We start from the raw sequence: 20,414 nt of genomic DNA, 5'->3' as shown, positions 1-20,414 counted from the left end.
GATTACACGTCCATATTGACATAGAATGGTTTAAGAGATGCTTGCTTGCTGAGACTGTCTTTGACAGCGTCTGCAACTTCAAGCGCCTCTTTGATTGTAACATCCATATCAAGATAACGGTAAGTTCCAAGACGTCCTACAAATGTTACTTTTTCTTCCTTAACAGCTTTTTCAACGTATTGTTTGAGAAGAGCCTTGTCTTTAACTAGGCGAATTGGGTAGTAAGGAATATCGTTTTCTTCGCAAGCTCTGCTATATTCGCGGTAGCAAATAGTCTTTTCATGCTGTTCCCAAGGAGCAAAATGCTTGTGCTCAGAGATGCGAGTATAGGGCACCTCCTCATCCCCATAGTTAATCACGGCATTTCCTTGAAAGTCACCTTCATCTCTGAATGCTTCAAAGTCTAAGGTGCGATACCCTAAACGGCCAAGTTCAAAACCAAACCATGCATCAAGAGGACCAGACCAGAAAATATGGTCAAATTGATTTTTCATTTCTACTGAGAACTCAGTATTGAGTTGAACAGTAATGTTCTCGTGTTTGAGGATATTTTCCACAATAGCAGTATATCCATCTTTGGGCATGCCTTGATACTTATGGGCGAAGTAGTTGTCGTCGTAATTGAATCGAACTGGCAGACGCTTCAAGATGCTAGCAGGTAACTCCTTAGGTTCTACACCCCATTGCTTCTTAGTATATCCATAGAAGAAAGCTTTGTATAAATCCTTACCTACAAAGCGCATGGCTTGTTCTTCAAATGTTTGAGGATCTGTAATGCTCAGATCAGCCTGACTCTCAATGAGAGCTTTAGCCTCTTTAGGGGAGCAGGTTTTACCGAAGAATTGATTGATGGTATGAAGATTGATGGGTAAAGAATACACTGCCCCTTGGCTGATTGTTTTGACTCGGTTTACAAAAGGCATAAACTCACCAAAACTATTCACATAATTCCAAACACGTTCATTATCAGTATGGAAGATATGTGGACCGTAGACATGTACCATAACATTCGTTTCGGGATCACGTTCAGAATGACAGTTACCTGCCACATGGCTACGTTTATCAATAACAGTTACTTTGTAACCAGCTTCAGCAAGCTCTCTTGCGATGACAGCACTGGAAAAACCAGCACCGACTAATAGGAAGTTTTTCATTGATTATCGCCCTAATTATTACAGTTACTATAAAAATAAACCCTTGACTTTGTGTGAAAAAGATTTGAGCTGGTTATAGAGATTCCTTAGCTTGTATGATAGTTTTACTCCGTGAGCACCTAAGACATTCCATAGAGTTAACACGAATTTATCTTTTCGGCTGAAAAGTGGATTTTTTCCAAATTGTTGTAGAATCTTAGGGTTGTGAGAAAGAGCCTCGTTCAATATTGTACGTTGCCTAGAAATATTTTGCTCATTTTCTATACAATAAAAAAGAACCCATCTTAATCTACTGTAATACCAATGCTGTAGGAAATTTTGTTCCCATTTGTTTAGGGGATATGTGGAAAATAAATCAATCCATTTAGATATAATCCTCTTTTCATATTCCCATAAACTAGTGTCATACTTTCTTACTGCAGAGAAGGGGTGTGGAACATAATGGTATAGTTGAGATGGTAAAATTCTAATATGTCGACAATGTTTGATGTAGTCTGCGACGAATAATGCGTCTTCTCCAAGTCGAACATTTTCATCAAAGTGAATGTTGTGCAAGCGAATAATGTCTAGTTTAAAAATCTTATTGGGGGTGAAGTTCGTATATTGAATCCAGTTGTAGTAACTAGGCAGAGATAAGAAAGTTCTAATGTCTACTTTATTATCGCAGGTAGGATACCATTGTTCTGCAATACTGCATATGACTAAATCAGCGAACTGGATTTCAGTATACAAGGAGAATAAATAGTTGTTCTCGGCAAAGTCATCAGCATCATGAAAGACAATATATTTTCCTGTAGCATGCTTTAACCCATTGTTTCTGGCAGCGGATACCCCCTGATTTTTTTGATGAATAAATTGAACTCGACAATCAGTTTGTGCATAATACTCTTTAAGATGAGAATAGTTTTCAAAGTCGTTCCCATCATCAATTACTAATATCTCAAAGTCATCAAAACTTTGCTCCAGCAGTTTATCAATACACTTTCTGAGGAGCAAAACAGGTGTTTTGTAGAAGGGGACAATTACAGAAATTTTGGGTTGCATATCATACTCCTTCAAAAATATGAATTTTTTTCCGTTTATCTCTGTGTGTTTGAATTCTGCCAATAAAATTGCTTCCTATAAAGTTCGTTTTGCGAAGTAACTTTACAGCATTGTTCGTGATACTATGGTAGTAGTCAGGATAATTTTGCAGTTTAGAGTCAAACTCTTTGAGTATAAACCTGTTATTTTGTTTAGGAGCTAAAGCAAAGAAAAAAATATATTGTAAGCTACACATATGTTTTAATCGATCAAAGAATATGGTTTTCATCCTTGGAGACAAATTATTGGTTTTCTCATACTCGAGTAAATTTAATAATGTTTTTTGATGATCTTGCCAATTTTTTCTTACTCCTTCAATACTCATACTTTGTCCATTTCTTGCGAGTCTATAGTAATAAATTGGTAATTCGTAAAAGGCAGCACTAGTACAAAATCTAATCGTTTTTAGAACAAATTCAACGTCAGTATAGAAACATTTCTCAGTAATGTGTATGTTATTATTTTTCAAAATGTCAAGTCTCACAGTCACTGTGTGCATGGCAGGACAAAAAGGGGGGATTTCGAAAATATCGACAACTTTTCTCCAAGGGATATCCCAACCTGTTGATAAAATGTGGAGCAGGGCACCATTTTTATCTGTGAAAGTTACGAACGGGGCATGAACGAAGTCAGCTTCAGTGCTTTTGAGAAAATCAATGAAATTATCAAGATTCTCTGGAGAAAAATAATCATCCCCATCTAATTGTTTGAAATATTTACCAGTCCCTTCTTTAATTCCTATATTCAATGTAGAACCCCATCCTCCATTCTCTTTTGATATTAATTTAAACATATCTGGATAGAGAGTCTGGAACTTACGGGCAATATCTGGAGTACTGTCTTTTGATCCATCATCTATGATCAAGACCTCCAAATCTTTCTGGCGTTTTGAAAGGGTAAAGGGAAGCAACGCTTCCTCTAGGTACTTTTCAACATTGTATGCTGCGATAGAAACAGTTAAAATTTTCGGATTCATATGCACTCTTTAGAAAACAGACAGCACATTCTAACATGAATTTTAGTTTGTCTTGGAGGATTATTATCGTTCTTTCTTAAGTAGTGTCAAGTGTCTTAAAAGTGAGGATACAGACGATTTTTTTGGGGGGCTTAAAAATTAACCGACAACCCTTGTTTTAGATGGTGTTGTATCAAACTTATTCCGCTAAGTGAGAGCTTAATCCTCTCGGTACGATACCAGTGTAGATGCTCATCTAATCTGTTGATAAAGTCCTTAAGATGAACACTGTACTGGTACGGTTTTTTTGTGTTGTTCATAAGAATACATTCTTCAAAACTTCTTCTTGATGCAAAAGCAAGTCCAAGTTTTTGTCTGCATCTGCCATTTTTTGGGTATAACTTTTGGGCAGACACACCTGTTTCTACATGTCTAAGAATACTATTGGTTTTTGCTAACGCCTGCTCATGAAAAACTTCTTGGAAATAAGTTCACGGTAAAGTACTACTTTCTTGTTGTCTTAAGCAGAGTGGCTACCCCACTATCAAATAGCCCATATTGGTCTAAGAAAAGGATCAATTAGATACTTTTGTCAGCTTTAAATTCCAAATGCTGACAAAAGTATGGCTCCCGAACGGTAAAGACGAAATAACGAGAAACATTAGATAGGACTTGCATAAAAAGGATGCTTGCTCGGACTTATTCTTCTGGTGTATGTCAAATCTCTTGCTTTATGTTATTATTTAATCTCTCCATGTTCAAGGTGTAGCACTCTATTGCACACGCGTTCGGCTAATTTATGGTCATGTGTCGCCATCACAAGAATACCAGCCTTATCCACAAACTCAGTTAATCGCTTTTCTGCTTTAGCTTTAAACTGATCATCCCCAACACTCATCCATTCATCCATAAGAAGAATTTCGGGTTGTATTGTGGTAGAAATAGAAAACGCTAAGCGCAGAATCATACCACTAGAATAAGTGCGAACGGGCATATTAATAAAATCACCTAATTCACTGAAATCAATAATTTCGTCTAACATATTATTAATCTCTTTGGGGTGAAGTCCTAAAAATAACCCTCTTAGATGAATATTTTCAAGCCCTGATGCTTCCATGTCCATCCCTAGGGTAGAGTCTAATAGGCTGGTGATTTTCCCCTTGATATCAATGTTTCCAGACGTAGGATGATAAACGCCAGAGAGTGTACGAAGTAGGGTCGTCTTACCGGATCCGTTGTGCCCCACAAGAGCCAAACGATCTCCTTCTTTAATATCTAAAGTAATATTCTTTAATGCTTCAATCTCCGTGCGTTTATTATTGGCAATGATACGCCCACCTGTTGCAGCATTAAGAAGAGTTTGTTTAAAAGAACGCTGTTTGACATCGTAGATTGGAAAGCGTACAGATACGTTGTCGAGTTTTATATGCATAATGCTTTTCCTTTTTTATAGCCAATAGGTGATACGATGGCGTTTTTTTGAATAGAGTACAAATGTAAGGATACCAAGAATAATTGCACTGCATCCAGCAACAATCCAGTCTTGTGCGATAGGTTCCAGCCCAAGTAGTGGTGCTCTTAGTAAGTCTACAAAGTTGGCTAGTATATTCCAACTTACGAATGCTTGTCGTTCGGGAGGTAATTGTTCCATCCTCCAAATAATGGGAGTGACAAAGAACAGCAACGACATAATACTATTTAATACAGGGGCCATATCTCGGTATCTTGCACAGAAAATTGCAAGTAATGTCCCGATGAAAATAAGGTTGATAATGACTAGGGCAAACCCAGGGATGAACCACAATACATTTAGGTTAATGGGTTTCCATAAAATGAGAAAGATAATTGGGTATAAGATAAGATTATGCCCAAGAATAATGATTTGTCTATAAATGACCCGGAGTACGAAGAATGGTGCAGGGATATACGTCTGCTTCATATAATGAGCAGACTCAGCAAAGGCACCTGCTGATTCGTTAATGGCGGAGGAAATTAAAGCCCAGAAAATAAATCCCAACGCTAGATGAGGAATAAATTCAGAAGGGTCAAAGTTGAATAATGCTCCATACAAAGGTCCCATGGCAGCGATAGTAACCGCCATACTGATAGTAATCCAGATGGGACCTAGAACAGACCTACGATAGCGGGCAAGGATGTCATACCAACCAAGGGTACGCCACAGATATTGTTGTTTGATGACAGTGAGAATATCGTCAAAAACTGATTGTTTGTTACTCATACAAAAAATTCTTTAGTTATTTTCGGAAAATATTAATCCAATATTGGGTTGATAAATCGTGTTCTGATATAAATTGTTCTTGTGCCGCAAGCTCTCGTTCAATACCTTTTGCAAGCACTTTTCCAAGTTCCACTCCCCATTGGTCGAAAGGATTGAGTCCCCAGACTACACCCTGAACAAAAACTTTATGTTCATACATGGCAAGTAAGGCACCAAGAGCAAAAGGTGTCAGGCGAGGTAAAACAATAAGATTAGAAGCACGTCCGCCAGGTTGCTTTCGATGTTTAGCGAGTTCTCTTGCGGTTTCTTCAGACATACCTTTGTCTATATTTTCTTTGTAAGCTTCTTCTTCTGTTTTTCCTTTCAATAAGGCTTCTCTTTGAGCTAGGCAGTGAGCTAATAGTTGGCGGTGATGGTTTTCCCAACGATGATCCTCGTGTTGACAAACAATAAAATCCACAGGTGCTCCATCAGTTCCTTGATGAAGCCATTGGAAGAATGTGTGTTGAGCATCTGTACCAGGCATCCCCCAGATAACAGCACCTGTAGGAACCTCAATAGGTTCACCTTGTTTGTCGACTGATTTCCCCAATGATTCCATCTCAAGCTGCTGTAGATATGGAATTAGATTTGCTAGGCGAGAATCGTAAACTGCAAGGTTGCGTGAGCCATATCCTAATACACTGCGATTTGCTATGCTAGTCATAGCAAGTTGCACAGGGATGTTTTCTGCTAGAGGAGCTTTAAGAAAATGCTCATCCATAGCATGAGCACCACTTTGTAGTCCTGCAAGTACACTTGATCCTACGGTTAGTCCAGCGGCAACACCAACGGCAGACCATATGGAAAAACGACCGCCTACCCAATCCCAGAATTTAAAAATACGATGCTCACTGACTCCCCAAGATTTTGCTGCTTCAGGGTTAGCAGTGACAGCGATGATGTGATCGTAAGGATTTTGTACTTGTGATGCCTTGAGCCATTCCAATGCTCTTTTTGCATTCTCCATTGTTTCTGAGGTAGTGAAGGATTTAGTCGCGATAACAATGAGAGTATCACGAGGGTCTAAACCAGCTAGCCCAGCTTCAATAGCATGACCATCAATATTCGATACATAGCGAATATTTCTCCATGTTCCAGCATATCCAAAGGCATTTGCAATGAGCCTTACTCCCCAATCGCTACCACCAATACCAATATGGACAATATTCCGCCATATTCTCTCACTATCGGCTTGACGGACAAACTCTAGCACCCGGTTGCGTTCATCTGCAACATCTATGAGTGGCTGCGGTTCTCTGAGCATGGTATGCCATGCAGGTCTTCCTTCGGTCGTATTTGTTATTTCACCATCGAATAGCATTTGGCGTTGCTCTTCAAACTGGCGAGCAGTGAGTAACGCTTCAGCTGCTTTTTGCATATCATGGCTATGACGTTGGGCTGTTAAATCAACACGAAGTTCTGCAGCGCTGATGATGCGAAGTTGGTTAGTATCAATTTTTGCTTGCTCAACAGCGGTCGCGTAGGCGCCCCATTCGTCTAGTTGGTGCAAAGGAACTAGTGGTTTATTCATCGTAATTTATCTAACTAATAAACGAACATGACTATTATAAAGTATCTGGAGTTTTTTGCAGAGAGAGTATGGATAAAGCTTAGTAATAAAAATTTTGGGAGGTTACTTTATAAGATATGTGTATAGGATGATTGTATCTATCTCATAAGCCATTTTGATAAGGGCATCTTGATGCCATCTAATTGGTGAGGAGACGAGATGGCTATACTAACATTCAGTCTTTTGGTGAGTCTTTTCACGCTGCGGAATATGATAATTCTTGGGGTATTTCTTTTGGAGAAGACGCATGTTTAATCAACTGTATCGTTCATATTGAAAAGTTGCTGTTTTGTCGATGCGGCATTCTTTACTTGTATATTTACCAAACATGTTAATCCAGCTATGAATTGTCACCAGAGGAACTAGCTAAGAAAGATTGGTGTAGGTATACCTATTATTAAGACTATTGCTCAGACTATTCCTTAAGATAAAAAACAGGGATATTACATTTCTATCTTGAGTTGTATTAAAAATGGGATGATTGCAACGCCAAGCTCATCCAATTCGTCATTATTTCTAGAACGTTCAGATATTTAAAAATAGACATTATGAAGCAGAGAAATAATGACGAAGTAAAGTTCTTTCATATGAGCTAACGTTCTAAGCCAGCCTTGAAACGTTGGTACTGAATGGCACTTTTTACAGCGATACTGCGAATAGGCTCAGGAGGTATCCAAGATGGACGTTGAAAACCCAAGGCATCAGCAAGTTGGGGGGAGTGCAAACCACATACCATTTCTCCAAGTAGTTTTCCAAAAATAGTCCCTTTAATCATACCAGCCCCATTGCATCCTACAGAAATGTAGATATCGCGGTCGACTTTACCAAAGTAAAGAGCTCCATTTCTAGTTAATGCTGTAGTTCCTCCCCATACGAGAGATAATGTATGTGATTTCAGGTATGGATAACGGTTTTTAAAGCATTGCTCAAGCATAAGCTTTACCTCAGAGAGGGGACGCTCGTTTTCATAAGAATAAGCGCTTCTAACCATAAAGCGTTTTAGGTTAGTTTTTCTGAGGGTAGTACCAAGACGATTTGCAGGGATGACTCCCCATTCGGGCTCTTCTCCTAGCATGTCCCATGTATCATCATCCAATATATCTGTAAGTCCCGCATAAGTGTATATGCCAATCAACCTATCTCGTGCAAAGCCTAGCTTTCGGGAAAAACCATTATTGGCAATAATCACCTTTTGACATGTTAGTGTTTTAGTAGGGGTAATAATGGTATATTTACTTCCCTTTTCTAGCTTGATTACTGGGGTATTTTCCCAGAGAAAAACATTGTTTGGAAGTGTATCAGCTAATCCTCTAATCAGAGCAGCGGGCTGTACAAAAATGTTATTAAAAGAATGATAACCAAACCGATAATAGCTTGTTCCAAGCTTGTGTTCAAGAGCACCTTGTTGAAATTCTGTATATTGGATTCCCCATTCTTGGTAATGTTCTAGTGTTTTCTTTAAATGTTTTATCCCATCATCAGTTGCGGCAGCATGGTATTTGCCAACTGGATTCCAACCACATTCAATGTGATGAGTGTCAATGATGGATTTTAACCAATCCATTCCTTCTTGATAAAGAGCAATTTGCTTTTTGGCAATAGTGATATTTTCCTGATGACCGGACATTCCCGTATTATGAGGGAGATTGATTAAAAAACCAGAATTCCTTCCTGAAGAGCCTTCTCCGCAAATACTAGCCTCAATGACTAGGATATTTAACTGTGGGTTGATATTTGCCATGCTTCTAGCTGCTGATAGGCCAGTAATTCCAGCTCCGACAACAATAACATCAAAATCATCGTTTTTTGGAGCGCTAAGGCGAGGAATTCTAGGAGGAAGTAATGCATTCCAACCAGATTTTTCTTGATATTGAGGATAGAAGTTGTTTGCTTTTGACATGATTAAAGTACATCCCAAACTAATTATTTGTTGATTGAAGACTACGCATGACTTCGGCTTGTACAGTTTCCCAAATTTGAGCCTTTAGCTCGTTGTATCGAGGAGACAGCTGTACCTCTGTATGCCGAGGCATAGGAAGATCATTGAGGATGTCTGTGACAATTTTTCCTGGGCGAGCCCCCATGATTAGCATTCTTGTTGATAAAAGGAGTGCTTCATCAATAGAGTGAGTGATGAAAATAATTGTTTTCTTACTTTTCTCATAAATATTTAATAATTCATCTTGTAAGACTTGTCTAGTCATGGCATCAAGTGCAGCAAAGGGTTCGTCCAGTAGAATAACATCAGGATCATTAGCAAGGACTCTGGCTATTGATACTCGTTGCTTCATTCCTCCTGAGAGCGCATTGGGATATTTATTTTCAAATCCGCGGAGTCCGACCATTTCTATATAACGTTGAGCAATGCTTTCTCGTTCTCGCTTTGAGACTCCTCTCATCTTTAGACCAAAGGCTACATTCTCTCTAACCGTAAGCCAGGGGAATAAAGCGTATTGCTGAAAAACCATCCCACAATGAGGATCTATTCCCGTTACTTCTCTGCCATTTACTATGATTTTTCCTGTTGTAGGTTTTTCAAAGCCAGCAACCAAATTGAGTAATGTAGATTTACCACATCCTGAAGCACCCAGTAATACGACAAATTCGCCTTTTTGAATATTTAAATCAATACGCTCAATAGCTTGGAAATTGCCGTATTTTTTAGAAATATCTTGAATAGAAATCATGGTGTTTGTCATTTTTGCCACCTTAAAACGCAATTTTCGATAATACGGAAAATAAAGTCTGTGATAAGTACAGTAATGCTAATCATCATCATGCCTAGTACGACAACTTCCGTTTGGAAATACTCTTTCCCATTCATAATTAGAAAACCTAAGCCTTCCCTTGCAGCGACTAATTCAGCAGAAATGACACAGGTCCATGCTAGACCGAGAATGACCTTTAGCCCACTTAGTATCTGCGGTAAGCTACCTGGCAAAATAACTTCTCTCATGACTTGTAAGCGAGAAGCACCAAGGTTTCTAGCTGCACGAATTAAAAGAGGATCAACATTTCTTGTGGCTTCGATGACATAGACGAGAGCCGGAGCAAATGTTCCCATAAAAACAATACTGTATTTTTGTGTTTCGGTAATACCGAACCACAAGAGGGAGAGAGGTATCCAGCTCATAGAAGGAAGAGGTCGAAGAAACGACAGTATCGGATTAAACACAGCCCTTGCGAATTGTGAGGTTCCTAGCACAATACCTAATGGAATGGCTATAATAGTCGCAGCAAAAAAACCTGTCATAACGCGAACAGTGGATGCCCAAATATGGCTTTCTAGGCTTCCTTCACTTAACATGCTGAAAGCTTTTTTGAATACTTCACTGGGAGGAGGAAGAAAAATGGGATCTACTAGACCTACACTACAAATAATTTCCCACATTATTAAGAAGAGAACAACAGATGCAGTGCTAATGGTTAGTAAAATCCCTTTCGATGCTTTGTGATTATTCATACCCATATTCCTTGGTTTAGATAAAAGAGGTGTCAATCCACTCTTTGACATTAGGTGATTTATCAATTTGTTTGTGTTGTACGAGTAAATCGGCAAGTAGCTGAACTCCTTCTGCGTATTTACCCGTTAATAGTTCTTTTTGTTGTGGTAAAGAGAACCAGTCAGTGCCTTTTAGAATGGATAATTGCTCTTCCACAGAAAGATTGGTGAGTTTGCTTAATTTTTCAGCTACTTTTTCTGGGGTCTCTCGTAATAAGGTATTTGCTTCAAAGTAAGCAGATAGGTAGGCTTTTAGCTGCTCTGGGTATTTTTTTGCAAAACTATTACGAACCACTAATACATCAGGACCAGGAGGAACATTATGGCTTTGATAAAGTTTGAATTGAGTGTCATCAGCAAGTAATGTGGCACCTTCTTGTTTTAAAGTGTGTTCAAAATAAGGTGTCCATGTCGCGGATGCATCGATTTGTCCTGATTTGAGTGCGGAGGGTAACTCTGGTGCGGGTACGTTTAGAAGTATCACATCATCAGGGGTCATTCCATGCTGGGCTAAAATATCTAAAACAAGCAGTTGAGAGCTAGAAGCGAATGTCACTCCTATTTTTTTCCCTTTTAACTGTTCTATGCTTGTGATACCTGGACGTGCAACAATACCTTCAACTTTACCAAAACTTTCTGGAATAGCAATGATGGAAAAATGTTTCACTCCTCGAGCCATTAGCGCCAAGGCTGAAACAGCACCTGTACTAGCAATATCAATGTTGCCAGAGATGAGAGCACTCATGCGTGCAGAAGATGTTCCAAAGGACTGATAGTCCTGACTGAGTTGATGTTTTGCCAAGAGTCCTTCGGTCATCGCTAAGTAGGCAGGGTAATGTGCTAACCATGCGGATCCTCCATACTTTACTAGTAAATCTTTTTTTGCATATGCTTGCTGTGAAAGAAGGCTAGCAGCTAGTACTGAGGCACTTGTTTTGAGAAAAAATCTACGGTTCATAGTTGTCTCCTTTTGTAGTTAAAAAGCTATTTCAAAAAGATTTGTCCTTTAAGCCAGGGTAAGAGAGAACGCAGCTCTCTAAAAATTTCTGTTTCTAATGTATTTTTACTAGCTTGTAGAAAAAGTTCTGCCATATCTTCATACTCATTTTCTCTGGAAAGTTGGTAAATAGTTCTTCTTGTGCCAACACCAGGCAAAGGTAATGGAGTAATTTGGTGAAGATGGGATCTACCTTGTAAAAGGCAGAGAGGTGTCATGATTGTCCACCCTAAGTCCGCAGCAACCATTGCCATGACAACATCAGCTGTATCTATTTCTAGATATGGTCGTGGGGAGTATCCACTTCTTCTTAAATAACGTTCAATCATGGCGCCGAAGTGAGATCGTATGCTGAAGCGGATAAATGGCATGTGTTCAATCAGATAGGTAAGGTCTTTCCCTTGAAATTCAGAGGCTCTGCTTTTAGATACGACTAGAATGAAAGGTTCTGAGAAGATGGGTCTACGAATAATATTGTCTACATCACTTAAATCGTCAGAAGTAACAATGATATCTAATTGTCTATTCAACAGTGCCGAGGCATGACTGTTAGCAAGTCCAGACCATAGTAATAAATGACTAGCTGTTGTTGTCGCATGCTTTACAATAGCTGGTCCTACAGTAGCGGCAAAAGAGTCAATCATTCCCATGCGAATTGCGGGTCGGCTTGTTAATGCAGCCTCTTTAACATGAATAACTAATTTATCCATATCCTCAACAATTTGTTTCGCACGACGACTTAATGCAATACCAGCTGGAGTTAGCTTAAAAGGACGTTGACTTCTGTCAAAAATATGTGTTTGCAGTATGGACTCTATCTGGCTTATTGCTTGTGAAACTGCGGATTGGGTAATACCTAATTTCTTAGATGCAACAGAAAGGCTTCCGCTAGTAGCAGTCGCTTCAAAGATGCGTAATACACGTATGTCAAGGCTAGAAAGTTTTTTCATGTCTCCACCTTTATATTAGTTTTTTTGAAAAAAATATCACAGTTGATTGTTACGGCAAAACAAATTAAGTAAAACTAATAATAACTTTAACTGTTGCTTTATTTTGAACAACCCACTAGTTGGTTATGCATTCAAATGCACCATTTTGAGAAATTTTTGAGGGGGGACCAAGATAGTGGGTTTTCTACACTTTTAGTGGTTTTCCCTAGTTGGTAATTCTATCAATAAGGAATATATTTGTATAGACGTCATGACATCTGGATATTTTATGCTATTAGAGAAAAAACTTTCGAAATCATCTCCAATCCCTTTATACCAACAGTTGGTTCAGTTGATAGAGGATGAAATCAATAATGACTTTCTTCATGATGGAGATGTACTTCCCACAGAAAAAGAATTGTGTCACGCCTTTGAAATAAGTCGTTTGACAGTAAGAGAAGCTATCAATGTCCTTAAGCAAAAGAAGCTGATAGAGACTAAAAGAGGAATTGGTAATTTTGTTACTAAAACTACTACTGTTAATCGAGATTTATTAGGAGTTCATAACTTCGATCTTCAAATTGAGGCAAGTGGTCACAAAAATAAAGTGACATTGATGGAGTTTGATAAAGATTACCACTCAAGTGTTATTGCACATAAGTTAGGGTTGAGTGCGGAGGCTTCTTTATTAAAGGTTCAAAGGCTGAGATCTGTAGATGATACACCTCTTTTTATTGAGGATATCTATTTATCGTCTGAGCAGTTCCCAGCCCTAACAGAGGAGGATTTTTATTCTACAAAGTTCCTTTCCAAGAAACTTAGAGAAAGTTATGGCGTAGTAATTGGCGAAATAGCTTTGGAGCTAGAACCAGTCTTATTAACACAGCAGCAAGCGGATACTCTTCATGTCAATGTACTCCCAGCTGCTGGATTGATGAATGAGCGCATTTCTTATGATGCTAACTTGAAGCCTGTGGTGCTTAGTCAATGGTTATTTAGTCAAAGTCGTTGCAAGCACGTTTTGAAAATCAAAGTGAAATAGGAGTATGGGAATGAAGACGAGACTTCTGCAAGTGGTTGCTGGTGTTGTATTTTCTTTGGGGGCAGTGGGAGTTGTTTTTGCTGCCTATCCAGAAAAACCAATTACGATGAACGTGGCCTATTCGCCAGGAGGAGGCAATGATACTATTGCGAGATTGATGGCAAAACATATAGAGAAATATTTAGGCGTCAAAGTTGTGGTTGAAAATAACCCAGGAGCGGGAGGGCAAATCGGTTTTACGAAACTGGCTAAAGCCAAACCTGATGGGTATACCATAGGTTTGTTAAGTGCTCCTTCTGTTTTTATGATTGAATTGTTGCGCCCTAGTGTTGGTTATACACTTAATGATTTTCAGCCTATCGCAAATGTCCAGTCTGATCCGATTGTATTGGCTGTAGAAGCAAAGAGCGATTTAAATACGCTAGAAGATGCAGTGGCTTTTATTAGGAATAATCCTGGTAAAGTGAATGTTGGAGGAGATGGCCCTCAGTCCAATGTGCAATTACAAGCTGTTGCTTTTGAGAAAGTACTCAAAACAAAGGTGAACTTTATCAGTTATCCTGGATCAGGTCCTGCGACAACAGGTTTACTGGGCAAAGAGGTTGATATGGCTTTGTTAACAGCAAGTTCCGTTCAACAGTATGTACAAGCTAAAAGGGTGAAAGTACTAGGGGTGTTTTCTGATAAGACACTTCCATCTTTAAGTGGTGTCAAGACAGTTACAGCTGTTCTGGGGAAAGAAGTCCCTTCCGTGGGGACTGCTATGCGAGGTGTTGCTGCCCCTCATGGATTATCTTCGGATAAAGTGGATTTTTTAGATAAAGCTTTTAGACAATTGTTGAATGATAGTGAGTTCCAGCAGGCAGCATCTAAAATGGGCATTGTTCTGGACTATCAGGATCATGCAGCATTTACTGAGAGCTTGAATAAGGCTCGTGAGAACACCAAGCAATATATAGATGTCATGAAGTAGATTAATGGGGACAATAAAATGCAGAGGTTGGTTAATATCTGTTTTGCTGTGTTGAGTACTTTGTTGAGTATTTTTTTATGCTTTCAGGTATTTCAGTACTCGTATGAGTCTTCTTTATTATTACGAGTTTTGGCTGTAGCAATGCTGATGATGAGTATTGTTTATAGTGCAAAAATTATGATATTTAAGACAGTAATTATCAGTGAATCTTCCTCTCTTTCTGATAATGCCGCTCAGCTTTTTTCAAGTTTTGTAGGAGCGTTAACGATATTTCTTCTCGTTGTTTTGTGTGCGTTGGTACTCCCTGTGCTGGGGTTTTTAATTACTTTTGCTTTTTTCCTGTATGTAACACAAGTGGTAGTGGCAAGAAAACAGAGAGTGATATATATCTGGGTGGCATTAGGATTGTCTGCATTTATTTATACAGTGTTTTTTTTATTTCTAGGCGTATCACTACCAGGTAGCGCTATTGGAATTGATCATTTTTTTAAAGTGTGGTGAGAGGGAATTATGTTAGATGGGTTATTAGTAGGTCTCACAACATCTATTTCTCCGTCAATGTTACTGGCAATGTTTGTGGGTACCGTTATTGGTGTGTTTATTGGTATGCTTCCTGGCTTAACCAGTACTATGGGAGTGGCGCTACTGATTCCTGCTACATTTTCGTTCCCTCCTGGAGTGGGACTATCTTTGTTAGGTGGAATTTATTTGGCTTCTACTTTTAGTGGTGCTATTAGTGCCATCTTGTTGAATATTCCGGGTACGCCTTCTGCGGTAGCAACTTGTTGGGATGGATACGCTTTAACGCAAAAGGGGAAGGGTGGATATGCTATTGGACTGGCTGTTTTTGGATCATGTATTGGAGGAATTTTTAGTACGATAGTTTTATTATTGATGGCGCCGTTATTGGCTAATCTTGCATTGCTTTTAGGCGCTCAGGAATACTTTTTGTTGGCTGTTTTTGGTGTTACTGTTATCGCTTCATTATCTGAAGGAGATTTACTCAAAAGCCTCATTGTTGGTGTGCTGGGATTAATTCTTAGTATGGTAGGTATGCATCCTATGACGGGGGAAATGCGGTTGACGTTTGATATTCCTACTTTATATGATGGGTTACCATTGGTAATTATTTTGATAGGGCTTTATTCGATACCGGAAGTTATCAATTTGTTAGATGAAAGAAATAGGAAAAATCAAAAACTTGATTCAACATTTAATGCCTCTGTGTGGGGGATGTTGAGAGGGACATTAGCACATAAGATGAATTTAATACGCTCTAGTGTCATTGGGACTATCATCGGAATTATTCCTGGGGCAGGGTCAAGTATTGCTAGTTTTATTGCCTACGATTTTGCCAAAAGAACATCTAGTGCACCAGAACTATTTGGCAAAGGAGCAGAAGATGGTGTGATTGCATCTGAAACTGCTAATAATGCGGTAACGGGCGGCTCATTAGTTCCATTGCTTACATTAGGTGTTCCAGGTAATGCGGTGACTGCTGTGCTAATGGGTGGATTAATAATCCATGGTTTAGCACCTGGTCCAGCACTGTTTGAGCAAACACCGGAGGTGGCGTATGGTTTTATTTTTAGTCTTTTTTGGAGTAATTTAGCTTTTGTTCCTGTAGGTTTATTAGTGGCCAAATATTGTTCTAGGGTTATTTTCCTTCCTAAAGAGATTCTGGCAGCCTCGATTTTAGCTTTGGCTATTATTGGTTCCTATGCTATGCGAGCACAAGTAGAGGATATTTTGCTAATGCTTTTTATGGGGGCAGTAGGATATTTGTTTTCTTTACTCAAGGTTTCAAGAGCACCTTTGGTTCTAGGGCTTGTGCTAGGAGGAATGGCTGAGTCAGGACTATCAAGAGCAATGTTGTTAACTCACCACGATCCAGTTGCTTTATTGTCTTCTTTTGTGACAAGACCTATTTCTCTAGTGCTGATACTTTTATGTGTTTTATCACTTTATTATGGTATTAAACCAATAAAAAAAGCGTAGTTATTATTTATCATTTTTGAGCAAGCAGTATATGATTTTAGATGGAAAAAAATTTATATCAAAAAAGTGTCCAATCCGTAAATTAGGGAGGGATAATCAACACTATTTTTTTGGTTATTACAATAAATCTCCTTGGCATGCTGGCAAACCATGGATTTTAGCAAATCAATATTCAGCAATGGATGTAGACCTTACGCCAGACTTATATGCGAAAGTAGGTTTCTTTGATTTATCTCGCGATGGAAGTTTTATCGTCTTGGACAAGACATCTACATGGAATTGGCAGATGGGTTGTCAGCTACAGTGGCTAGGGAAAAGTAATAAAGTTATTTACAACGTTCGAGCAGAGCAAAGCAATAAAGAATATCCTTCTTTTGCTTCATGTATTTGCGATGTGGATAGTGGAGAGAAACGGTATTTAGATGTCCCTATATACTCGGTTGCTCCTAATGCTCAGTTTGCAGTGACAGTTGATTATAGGAGACTCTATGTCACACATGAGACTATAGGGTATAGTGAGTTTAGTGGTAAGGCTGAAAATTTACCATTATATCCACAGGATGATGGATTGCGTTATGTGAATTTACTAACTGGGAGTTCACATCTTTTAGTGTCTTACCAAACATTGAAAGAGTTTCATCACAAAGATTCAATGGATAATGCTTTGCATTGGATTAGTCATATTGAAATCAATCCGTCCTCATCTAGAATTTTGTTTTTACATAGATGGACAGAACGAGTAGCTGATGAAACTTGTTTCTTGCATAGATTGATAACTATTAATCCTGATGGTAGTGATATGCGTCTACTGGAGTGTTCGGATCATCCATTACCTCAATTAGCAGAGGATTTTGATCCAAATGCAGTAGGTATTTATGATTATGAGAAATCAGAGTTTCAGATATCTCATCCGATGTGGAAAAATGATAAACAAATAATTGTATGGGGTCCTCATGCAGGAGAAATTCACTACCAGTTATATGATGATGAGCAGGGAGGAAAAGTTACTGTTATTGGTAATGGTGTTTTGACTGAAAATGGGCATATGAGTTATAGCCCCGTGAACCAAAGATGGTTATTGACAGATACCTATCCTGATGCAGAAACTAACATCAGAAAACTGTTAATTTATGATATACAAGAGGAAGTTGTTTACGATATCGGTGATTTTTATACTTCTGATTTGAAGAAAGAAAATAGGTGTGATCTCCATCCTCGATGGAGTCATGACGGAACTCAGGTGTGTATTGATTCTGTGCATGAGGGGGATCGGAATATGTATGTGATTGATGTTTCTAGTATCGTCAATGCAGCAAAGGATAATTAGAAAGTAATTTTAGAGGATAGATGTAGAAAGAGTTCATAGATAGTGAGGCTCTAGTTGGAAGGAGGATTGTTCGGAAATGAACAGTTGTAGACTAGAGCTCAGTGAGGAGAGGAGGTGTGTAGACCCTTCTGGTTAGTTGGCACTTAGGTTGCTCTTTTATTTATTCTAAATACATTAAGGGTGTTAAACCTTTTAGTGCATCATGGGGTCTTTGCGTATTATAAACAGTTAACCACTCCTCAGTCAGTTATTTAACCTGTTTAAGGGTTTTAAAAAGATAACACCCTAAAACCTCATTACGGTATGTTCTGTTAAAACGCTCAATAAAGCCGTTTTGGTAAGGACAACCAGGTTCAATATCATCAATGTAAATGCCGTGCTGTTTTGCCTAGTTGACGAACTGATGCGAGGTAAACTCTGTACCATTATCTACCCTAATCCGCTCTGGATAACCGTGTAACTCGGCAATGCGATCTAGGTAATAAATCACTTTGTTCGTTGGCATACCGACACTGACCTCAATCCCTAAGGCTTGGCGATTATAGTCATCTATCACATTAAGGGTTCTAAAGTGCACATGGTTCTCTAGACTGTCACTCATAAAGTCCATTGACCAACACTGATCGGCTCGTTCTGGAGCTTGTAACGGCAATGGCTCTCGAACAGGCAAACGTTGTTTGCGCTTGTTTTTCAAAGGCCACCTTACAGCCCAAGGCAATACTGGCGGTAAACTTAACCTGTAGCTCATGAACCCAACTCTTGCGTTCTTGGACGGGTTTTACATTTTTTATGATTTCTTCCTGCTTCATGGATTTAAGACTGAGCTCGGCATACATCTGCTTGAGCCGACGATTCTCTGCTTCAAGTTCTTTTGAGCGTCTTACATCAGAGGTAACCCACCTCGTCGCAGAGCTCCTCAGAGATTTCACGCACAGAATAGTCAGCAGTGACTATCCTGTGTCAAGAAATCACCACCCCTCCATAACGTTCTCGCCATTTGTAGAAAGTAGCAGAGGAGATGTTAATTTGACGACATAACTCTTGAACAGGTATGCCTGCTTCAGCTTGTTTAAGAATGTTGATGATTTGACTTTCGCTAGTGCGTTTGCTCATGGTAAGACTCCTTTGAAATAAGTTTACGGTAAAGTTCAAAAAAGTTCTACTTCCTTGTTGTCTTAATTTAGGGGGCTACAGTTTTATCCATGACCACAGTTGTGTGATGTCTAGTTCTTCACAAGATGTAATGCATAGAAAGTGTTTTAGTAATTTGCTAATGGTAACACTATAACCGACATAGATATCGTATTCTAGGATATGATTGTGTGACCATAAAGATTGAGATAACTGTTCCAATAACTTTTCAGACAAATCTTGATCGAGTTTTTCTATCAGAGAGTCAAGAAAACTGAATGAACCGATAGTATCACAATGCCTTAATGAAAACCGTTTAAGAGAGACGTTGGTAAATAATTTCTTTAAAATACCAAAATCTGTTTGGTGTGGGGGGTATTTTCGATTAGGGTGGATATGATGTTTAAACTATTCGTAGAGTTTTCATTGAATAATTTATCAATAGTGGATGCTAATATAGTTGTATTATGATAATTCACTAGGCATAATGCAGCTTGTCTTCTAAGTGCAATCACTTCATCTTGGCACAAAGTGAGGTTTTCAAAAGTGACGTATGGGAGGAAAATCTCGTGTGTCTTAGCCAGGAGTTGTAAGACTAAAAATCGTATCTGGAAAGATGTGCTTTGGATTAATAGGTCATTGACTGTATTTTCCATATCTTTGCTGATAAGGTTATGGGCATGAACCTCATTCCAGTATTGATAGTCAATAAAGTCAGGATTTTTGTCAGCAAATTGTATTAATTGTTCGATTAGTATCTTCTTGGATGTGGGCAGTAGAATATCTGGATCTCCATATGTTAGGACTCCATAGGGGTCTAGATGAATGAAAGTTTCTTGAGTGTTTTCTGAGCGTGATAAGCAGGCAGTCCAGGCGCATACGCCTCTTAAATCATCCCTAATAATGTTATTGGGCGCTAATATGGCAAGGAGTTGTTTTAAAGATAATGGGTTTTCTAAGAAGATGAGTCGTTCTGATAAATATTCAGCTGCACAGAATTCAGCAATTATTTTATGTATAGCAACGTACTGATTTTCTGTGTCTGCAATCTTAAATAGTTTGGTATTTAGAATGTCTTGAATATGCTCATAAGGTAGTAAATCCTTAAGACAGGGATAATGTGCATTACTCACCGACTCTTTGTTGCTAACGCCTTCGCTGTTGCTTAATAGCAGGATGGTAAACAATTCTCCAGCATATGTTATTTTGTTTTGAAGAGATAAATGATGATCCAGAAAGGTCTCGGATTGTTCTTTTGCGAGAGCTTGAATGGAGAATGTGAAAATGTCTCGCTTATTTGAGAAGTTATATTGTTGTTGAGAAAAGTCTTTCCCTAATAATATGAGTGTAGCCATCCCCTAAATTAAGACAACAAGAAAGTAGAACTTTTTTGAACTTTACCGTAAACTTATTTCAAAGGAGTTTTACCATGAGCAAACGCACTAGCGAAAGTCAAATCATCAACATTCTTA

Annotated in this window: 18 protein-coding genes and 2 pseudogenes; 5 read left to right on the top strand and 15 right to left on the bottom strand. The window is 38.7% G+C overall.

The annotated features are described in order from the left end of the window. Window positions 1-2: 2 nt before the first annotated feature. From glf to HKX40_RS07100, 11 genes are all read right to left on the bottom strand, one after another. Window positions 3-1,154: a UDP-galactopyranose mutase gene (gene glf / locus HKX40_RS07150; protein WP_171588891.1), complete on the bottom strand. Its 1,152-nt coding sequence runs from the start codon at window positions 1,152-1,154 to the stop codon at window positions 3-5. A 27-nt stretch (window positions 1,155-1,181) separates the two neighbouring features. Then, entirely contained in the window at window positions 1,182-2,198 is a 1,017-nt protein-coding gene (locus HKX40_RS07145) for a glycosyltransferase family 2 protein (RefSeq protein ID WP_171588890.1), read from the bottom strand. Between the two features lies 1 nt (window position 2,199). Continuing rightward, window positions 2,200-3,213 (bottom strand): glycosyltransferase family 2 protein, encoded by a 1,014-nt coding sequence (locus HKX40_RS07140; protein WP_171588889.1) that lies wholly within the window; start codon window positions 3,211-3,213, stop codon window positions 2,200-2,202. Window positions 3,214-3,931: 718 nt separating this feature from the next. Beyond that, window positions 3,932-4,624 (bottom strand): ABC transporter ATP-binding protein, encoded by a 693-nt coding sequence (locus tag HKX40_RS07135; RefSeq protein ID WP_171588888.1) that lies wholly within the window; start codon window positions 4,622-4,624, stop codon window positions 3,932-3,934. Window positions 4,625-4,639: 15 nt separating this feature from the next. Beyond that, window positions 4,640-5,431, bottom strand: a complete 792-nt coding sequence (locus HKX40_RS07130) for an ABC transporter permease (protein WP_171588887.1) — start codon at window positions 5,429-5,431, stop codon at window positions 4,640-4,642. Between the two features lie 16 nt (window positions 5,432-5,447). Next, window positions 5,448-7,004 (bottom strand): glucose-6-phosphate isomerase, encoded by a 1,557-nt coding sequence (gene pgi / locus HKX40_RS07125; RefSeq protein ID WP_171588886.1) that lies wholly within the window; start codon window positions 7,002-7,004, stop codon window positions 5,448-5,450. Window positions 7,005-7,635: 631 nt separating this feature from the next. Continuing rightward, complete coding sequence (locus HKX40_RS07120) at window positions 7,636-8,943, bottom strand: NAD(P)/FAD-dependent oxidoreductase (protein WP_171588885.1); 1,308 nt, start codon at window positions 8,941-8,943, stop codon at window positions 7,636-7,638. A gap of 19 nt (window positions 8,944-8,962) precedes the next feature. Continuing rightward, window positions 8,963-9,742, bottom strand: coding sequence for an ABC transporter ATP-binding protein (locus HKX40_RS07115; protein WP_246233630.1), 780 nt, complete (start codon window positions 9,740-9,742; stop codon window positions 8,963-8,965). Beyond that, window positions 9,739-10,506: an ABC transporter permease gene (locus HKX40_RS07110; protein WP_425500456.1), complete on the bottom strand. Its 768-nt coding sequence runs from the start codon at window positions 10,504-10,506 to the stop codon at window positions 9,739-9,741. The genes HKX40_RS07115 and HKX40_RS07110 overlap by 4 nt, the downstream gene beginning before the upstream one ends. Before the next feature lie 16 nt (window positions 10,507-10,522). Continuing rightward, complete coding sequence (locus HKX40_RS07105) at window positions 10,523-11,503, bottom strand: aliphatic sulfonate ABC transporter substrate-binding protein (RefSeq protein ID WP_171588882.1); 981 nt, start codon at window positions 11,501-11,503, stop codon at window positions 10,523-10,525. Window positions 11,504-11,529: 26 nt separating this feature from the next. Continuing rightward, the gene (locus HKX40_RS07100) at window positions 11,530-12,492 is read right to left on the bottom strand and encodes a LysR family transcriptional regulator (RefSeq protein WP_171588881.1); all 963 of its coding nucleotides are present in this window, start codon (window positions 12,490-12,492) and stop codon (window positions 11,530-11,532) included. A 268-nt stretch (window positions 12,493-12,760) separates the two neighbouring features. Here HKX40_RS07100 and HKX40_RS07095 point away from each other — a divergent pair, with 268 nt between their 5' ends. The 5 genes from HKX40_RS07095 (at window position 12,761) to HKX40_RS07075 (ending at window position 17,811) form a co-directional block, all read left to right on the top strand. Beyond that, on the top strand, window positions 12,761-13,513 hold the full coding sequence (locus tag HKX40_RS07095; protein ID WP_171588880.1) for a GntR family transcriptional regulator: 753 nt from the start codon (window positions 12,761-12,763) through the stop codon (window positions 13,511-13,513). A 10-nt stretch (window positions 13,514-13,523) separates the two neighbouring features. Then, window positions 13,524-14,486: a tripartite tricarboxylate transporter substrate binding protein gene (locus HKX40_RS07090; protein ID WP_171588879.1), complete on the top strand. Its 963-nt coding sequence runs from the start codon at window positions 13,524-13,526 to the stop codon at window positions 14,484-14,486. Window positions 14,487-14,633: 147 nt separating this feature from the next. Next, window positions 14,634-14,987, top strand: coding sequence for a tripartite tricarboxylate transporter TctB family protein (locus HKX40_RS07085; RefSeq protein WP_171588878.1), 354 nt, complete (start codon window positions 14,634-14,636; stop codon window positions 14,985-14,987). A 9-nt stretch (window positions 14,988-14,996) separates the two neighbouring features. Then, the gene (locus HKX40_RS07080; RefSeq protein ID WP_171588877.1) at window positions 14,997-16,484 is read left to right on the top strand and encodes a tripartite tricarboxylate transporter permease; all 1,488 of its coding nucleotides are present in this window, start codon (window positions 14,997-14,999) and stop codon (window positions 16,482-16,484) included. Between the two features lie 31 nt (window positions 16,485-16,515). Further along, the gene (locus HKX40_RS07075) at window positions 16,516-17,811 is read left to right on the top strand and encodes a hypothetical protein (RefSeq protein ID WP_171588876.1); all 1,296 of its coding nucleotides are present in this window, start codon (window positions 16,516-16,518) and stop codon (window positions 17,809-17,811) included. 160 nt (window positions 17,812-17,971) lie between these two features. Here the strand turns inward: HKX40_RS07075 and HKX40_RS10895 are convergent. The 4 genes and pseudogenes from HKX40_RS10895 to HKX40_RS07065 form a co-directional block, all read right to left on the bottom strand. Beyond that, window positions 17,972-18,178, bottom strand: a pseudogene (locus tag HKX40_RS10895) (integrase core domain-containing protein). 21 nt (window positions 18,179-18,199) lie between these two features. Then, a complete protein-coding gene (locus HKX40_RS10625) occupies window positions 18,200-18,559 on the bottom strand; it encodes a DDE-type integrase/transposase/recombinase (protein ID WP_216605198.1) in 360 nt (119 codons plus the stop codon). 224 nt (window positions 18,560-18,783) lie between these two features. Continuing rightward, window positions 18,784-18,924, bottom strand: a pseudogene (locus tag HKX40_RS10620) (transposase); the annotation flags it as partial. 362 nt (window positions 18,925-19,286) lie between these two features. Then, window positions 19,287-20,297 (bottom strand): hypothetical protein, encoded by a 1,011-nt coding sequence (locus HKX40_RS07065; RefSeq protein WP_171588875.1) that lies wholly within the window; start codon window positions 20,295-20,297, stop codon window positions 19,287-19,289. Between the last annotated feature and the right edge of the window lie 117 nt (window positions 20,298-20,414).

Source organism: Pelistega europaea (genome assembly GCF_013133775.1).
Lineage (GTDB): Bacteria > Pseudomonadota > Gammaproteobacteria > Burkholderiales > Burkholderiaceae_B > Taylorella > Taylorella europaea.
This window is presented reverse-complemented; position numbering and strand designations above follow the sequence as displayed.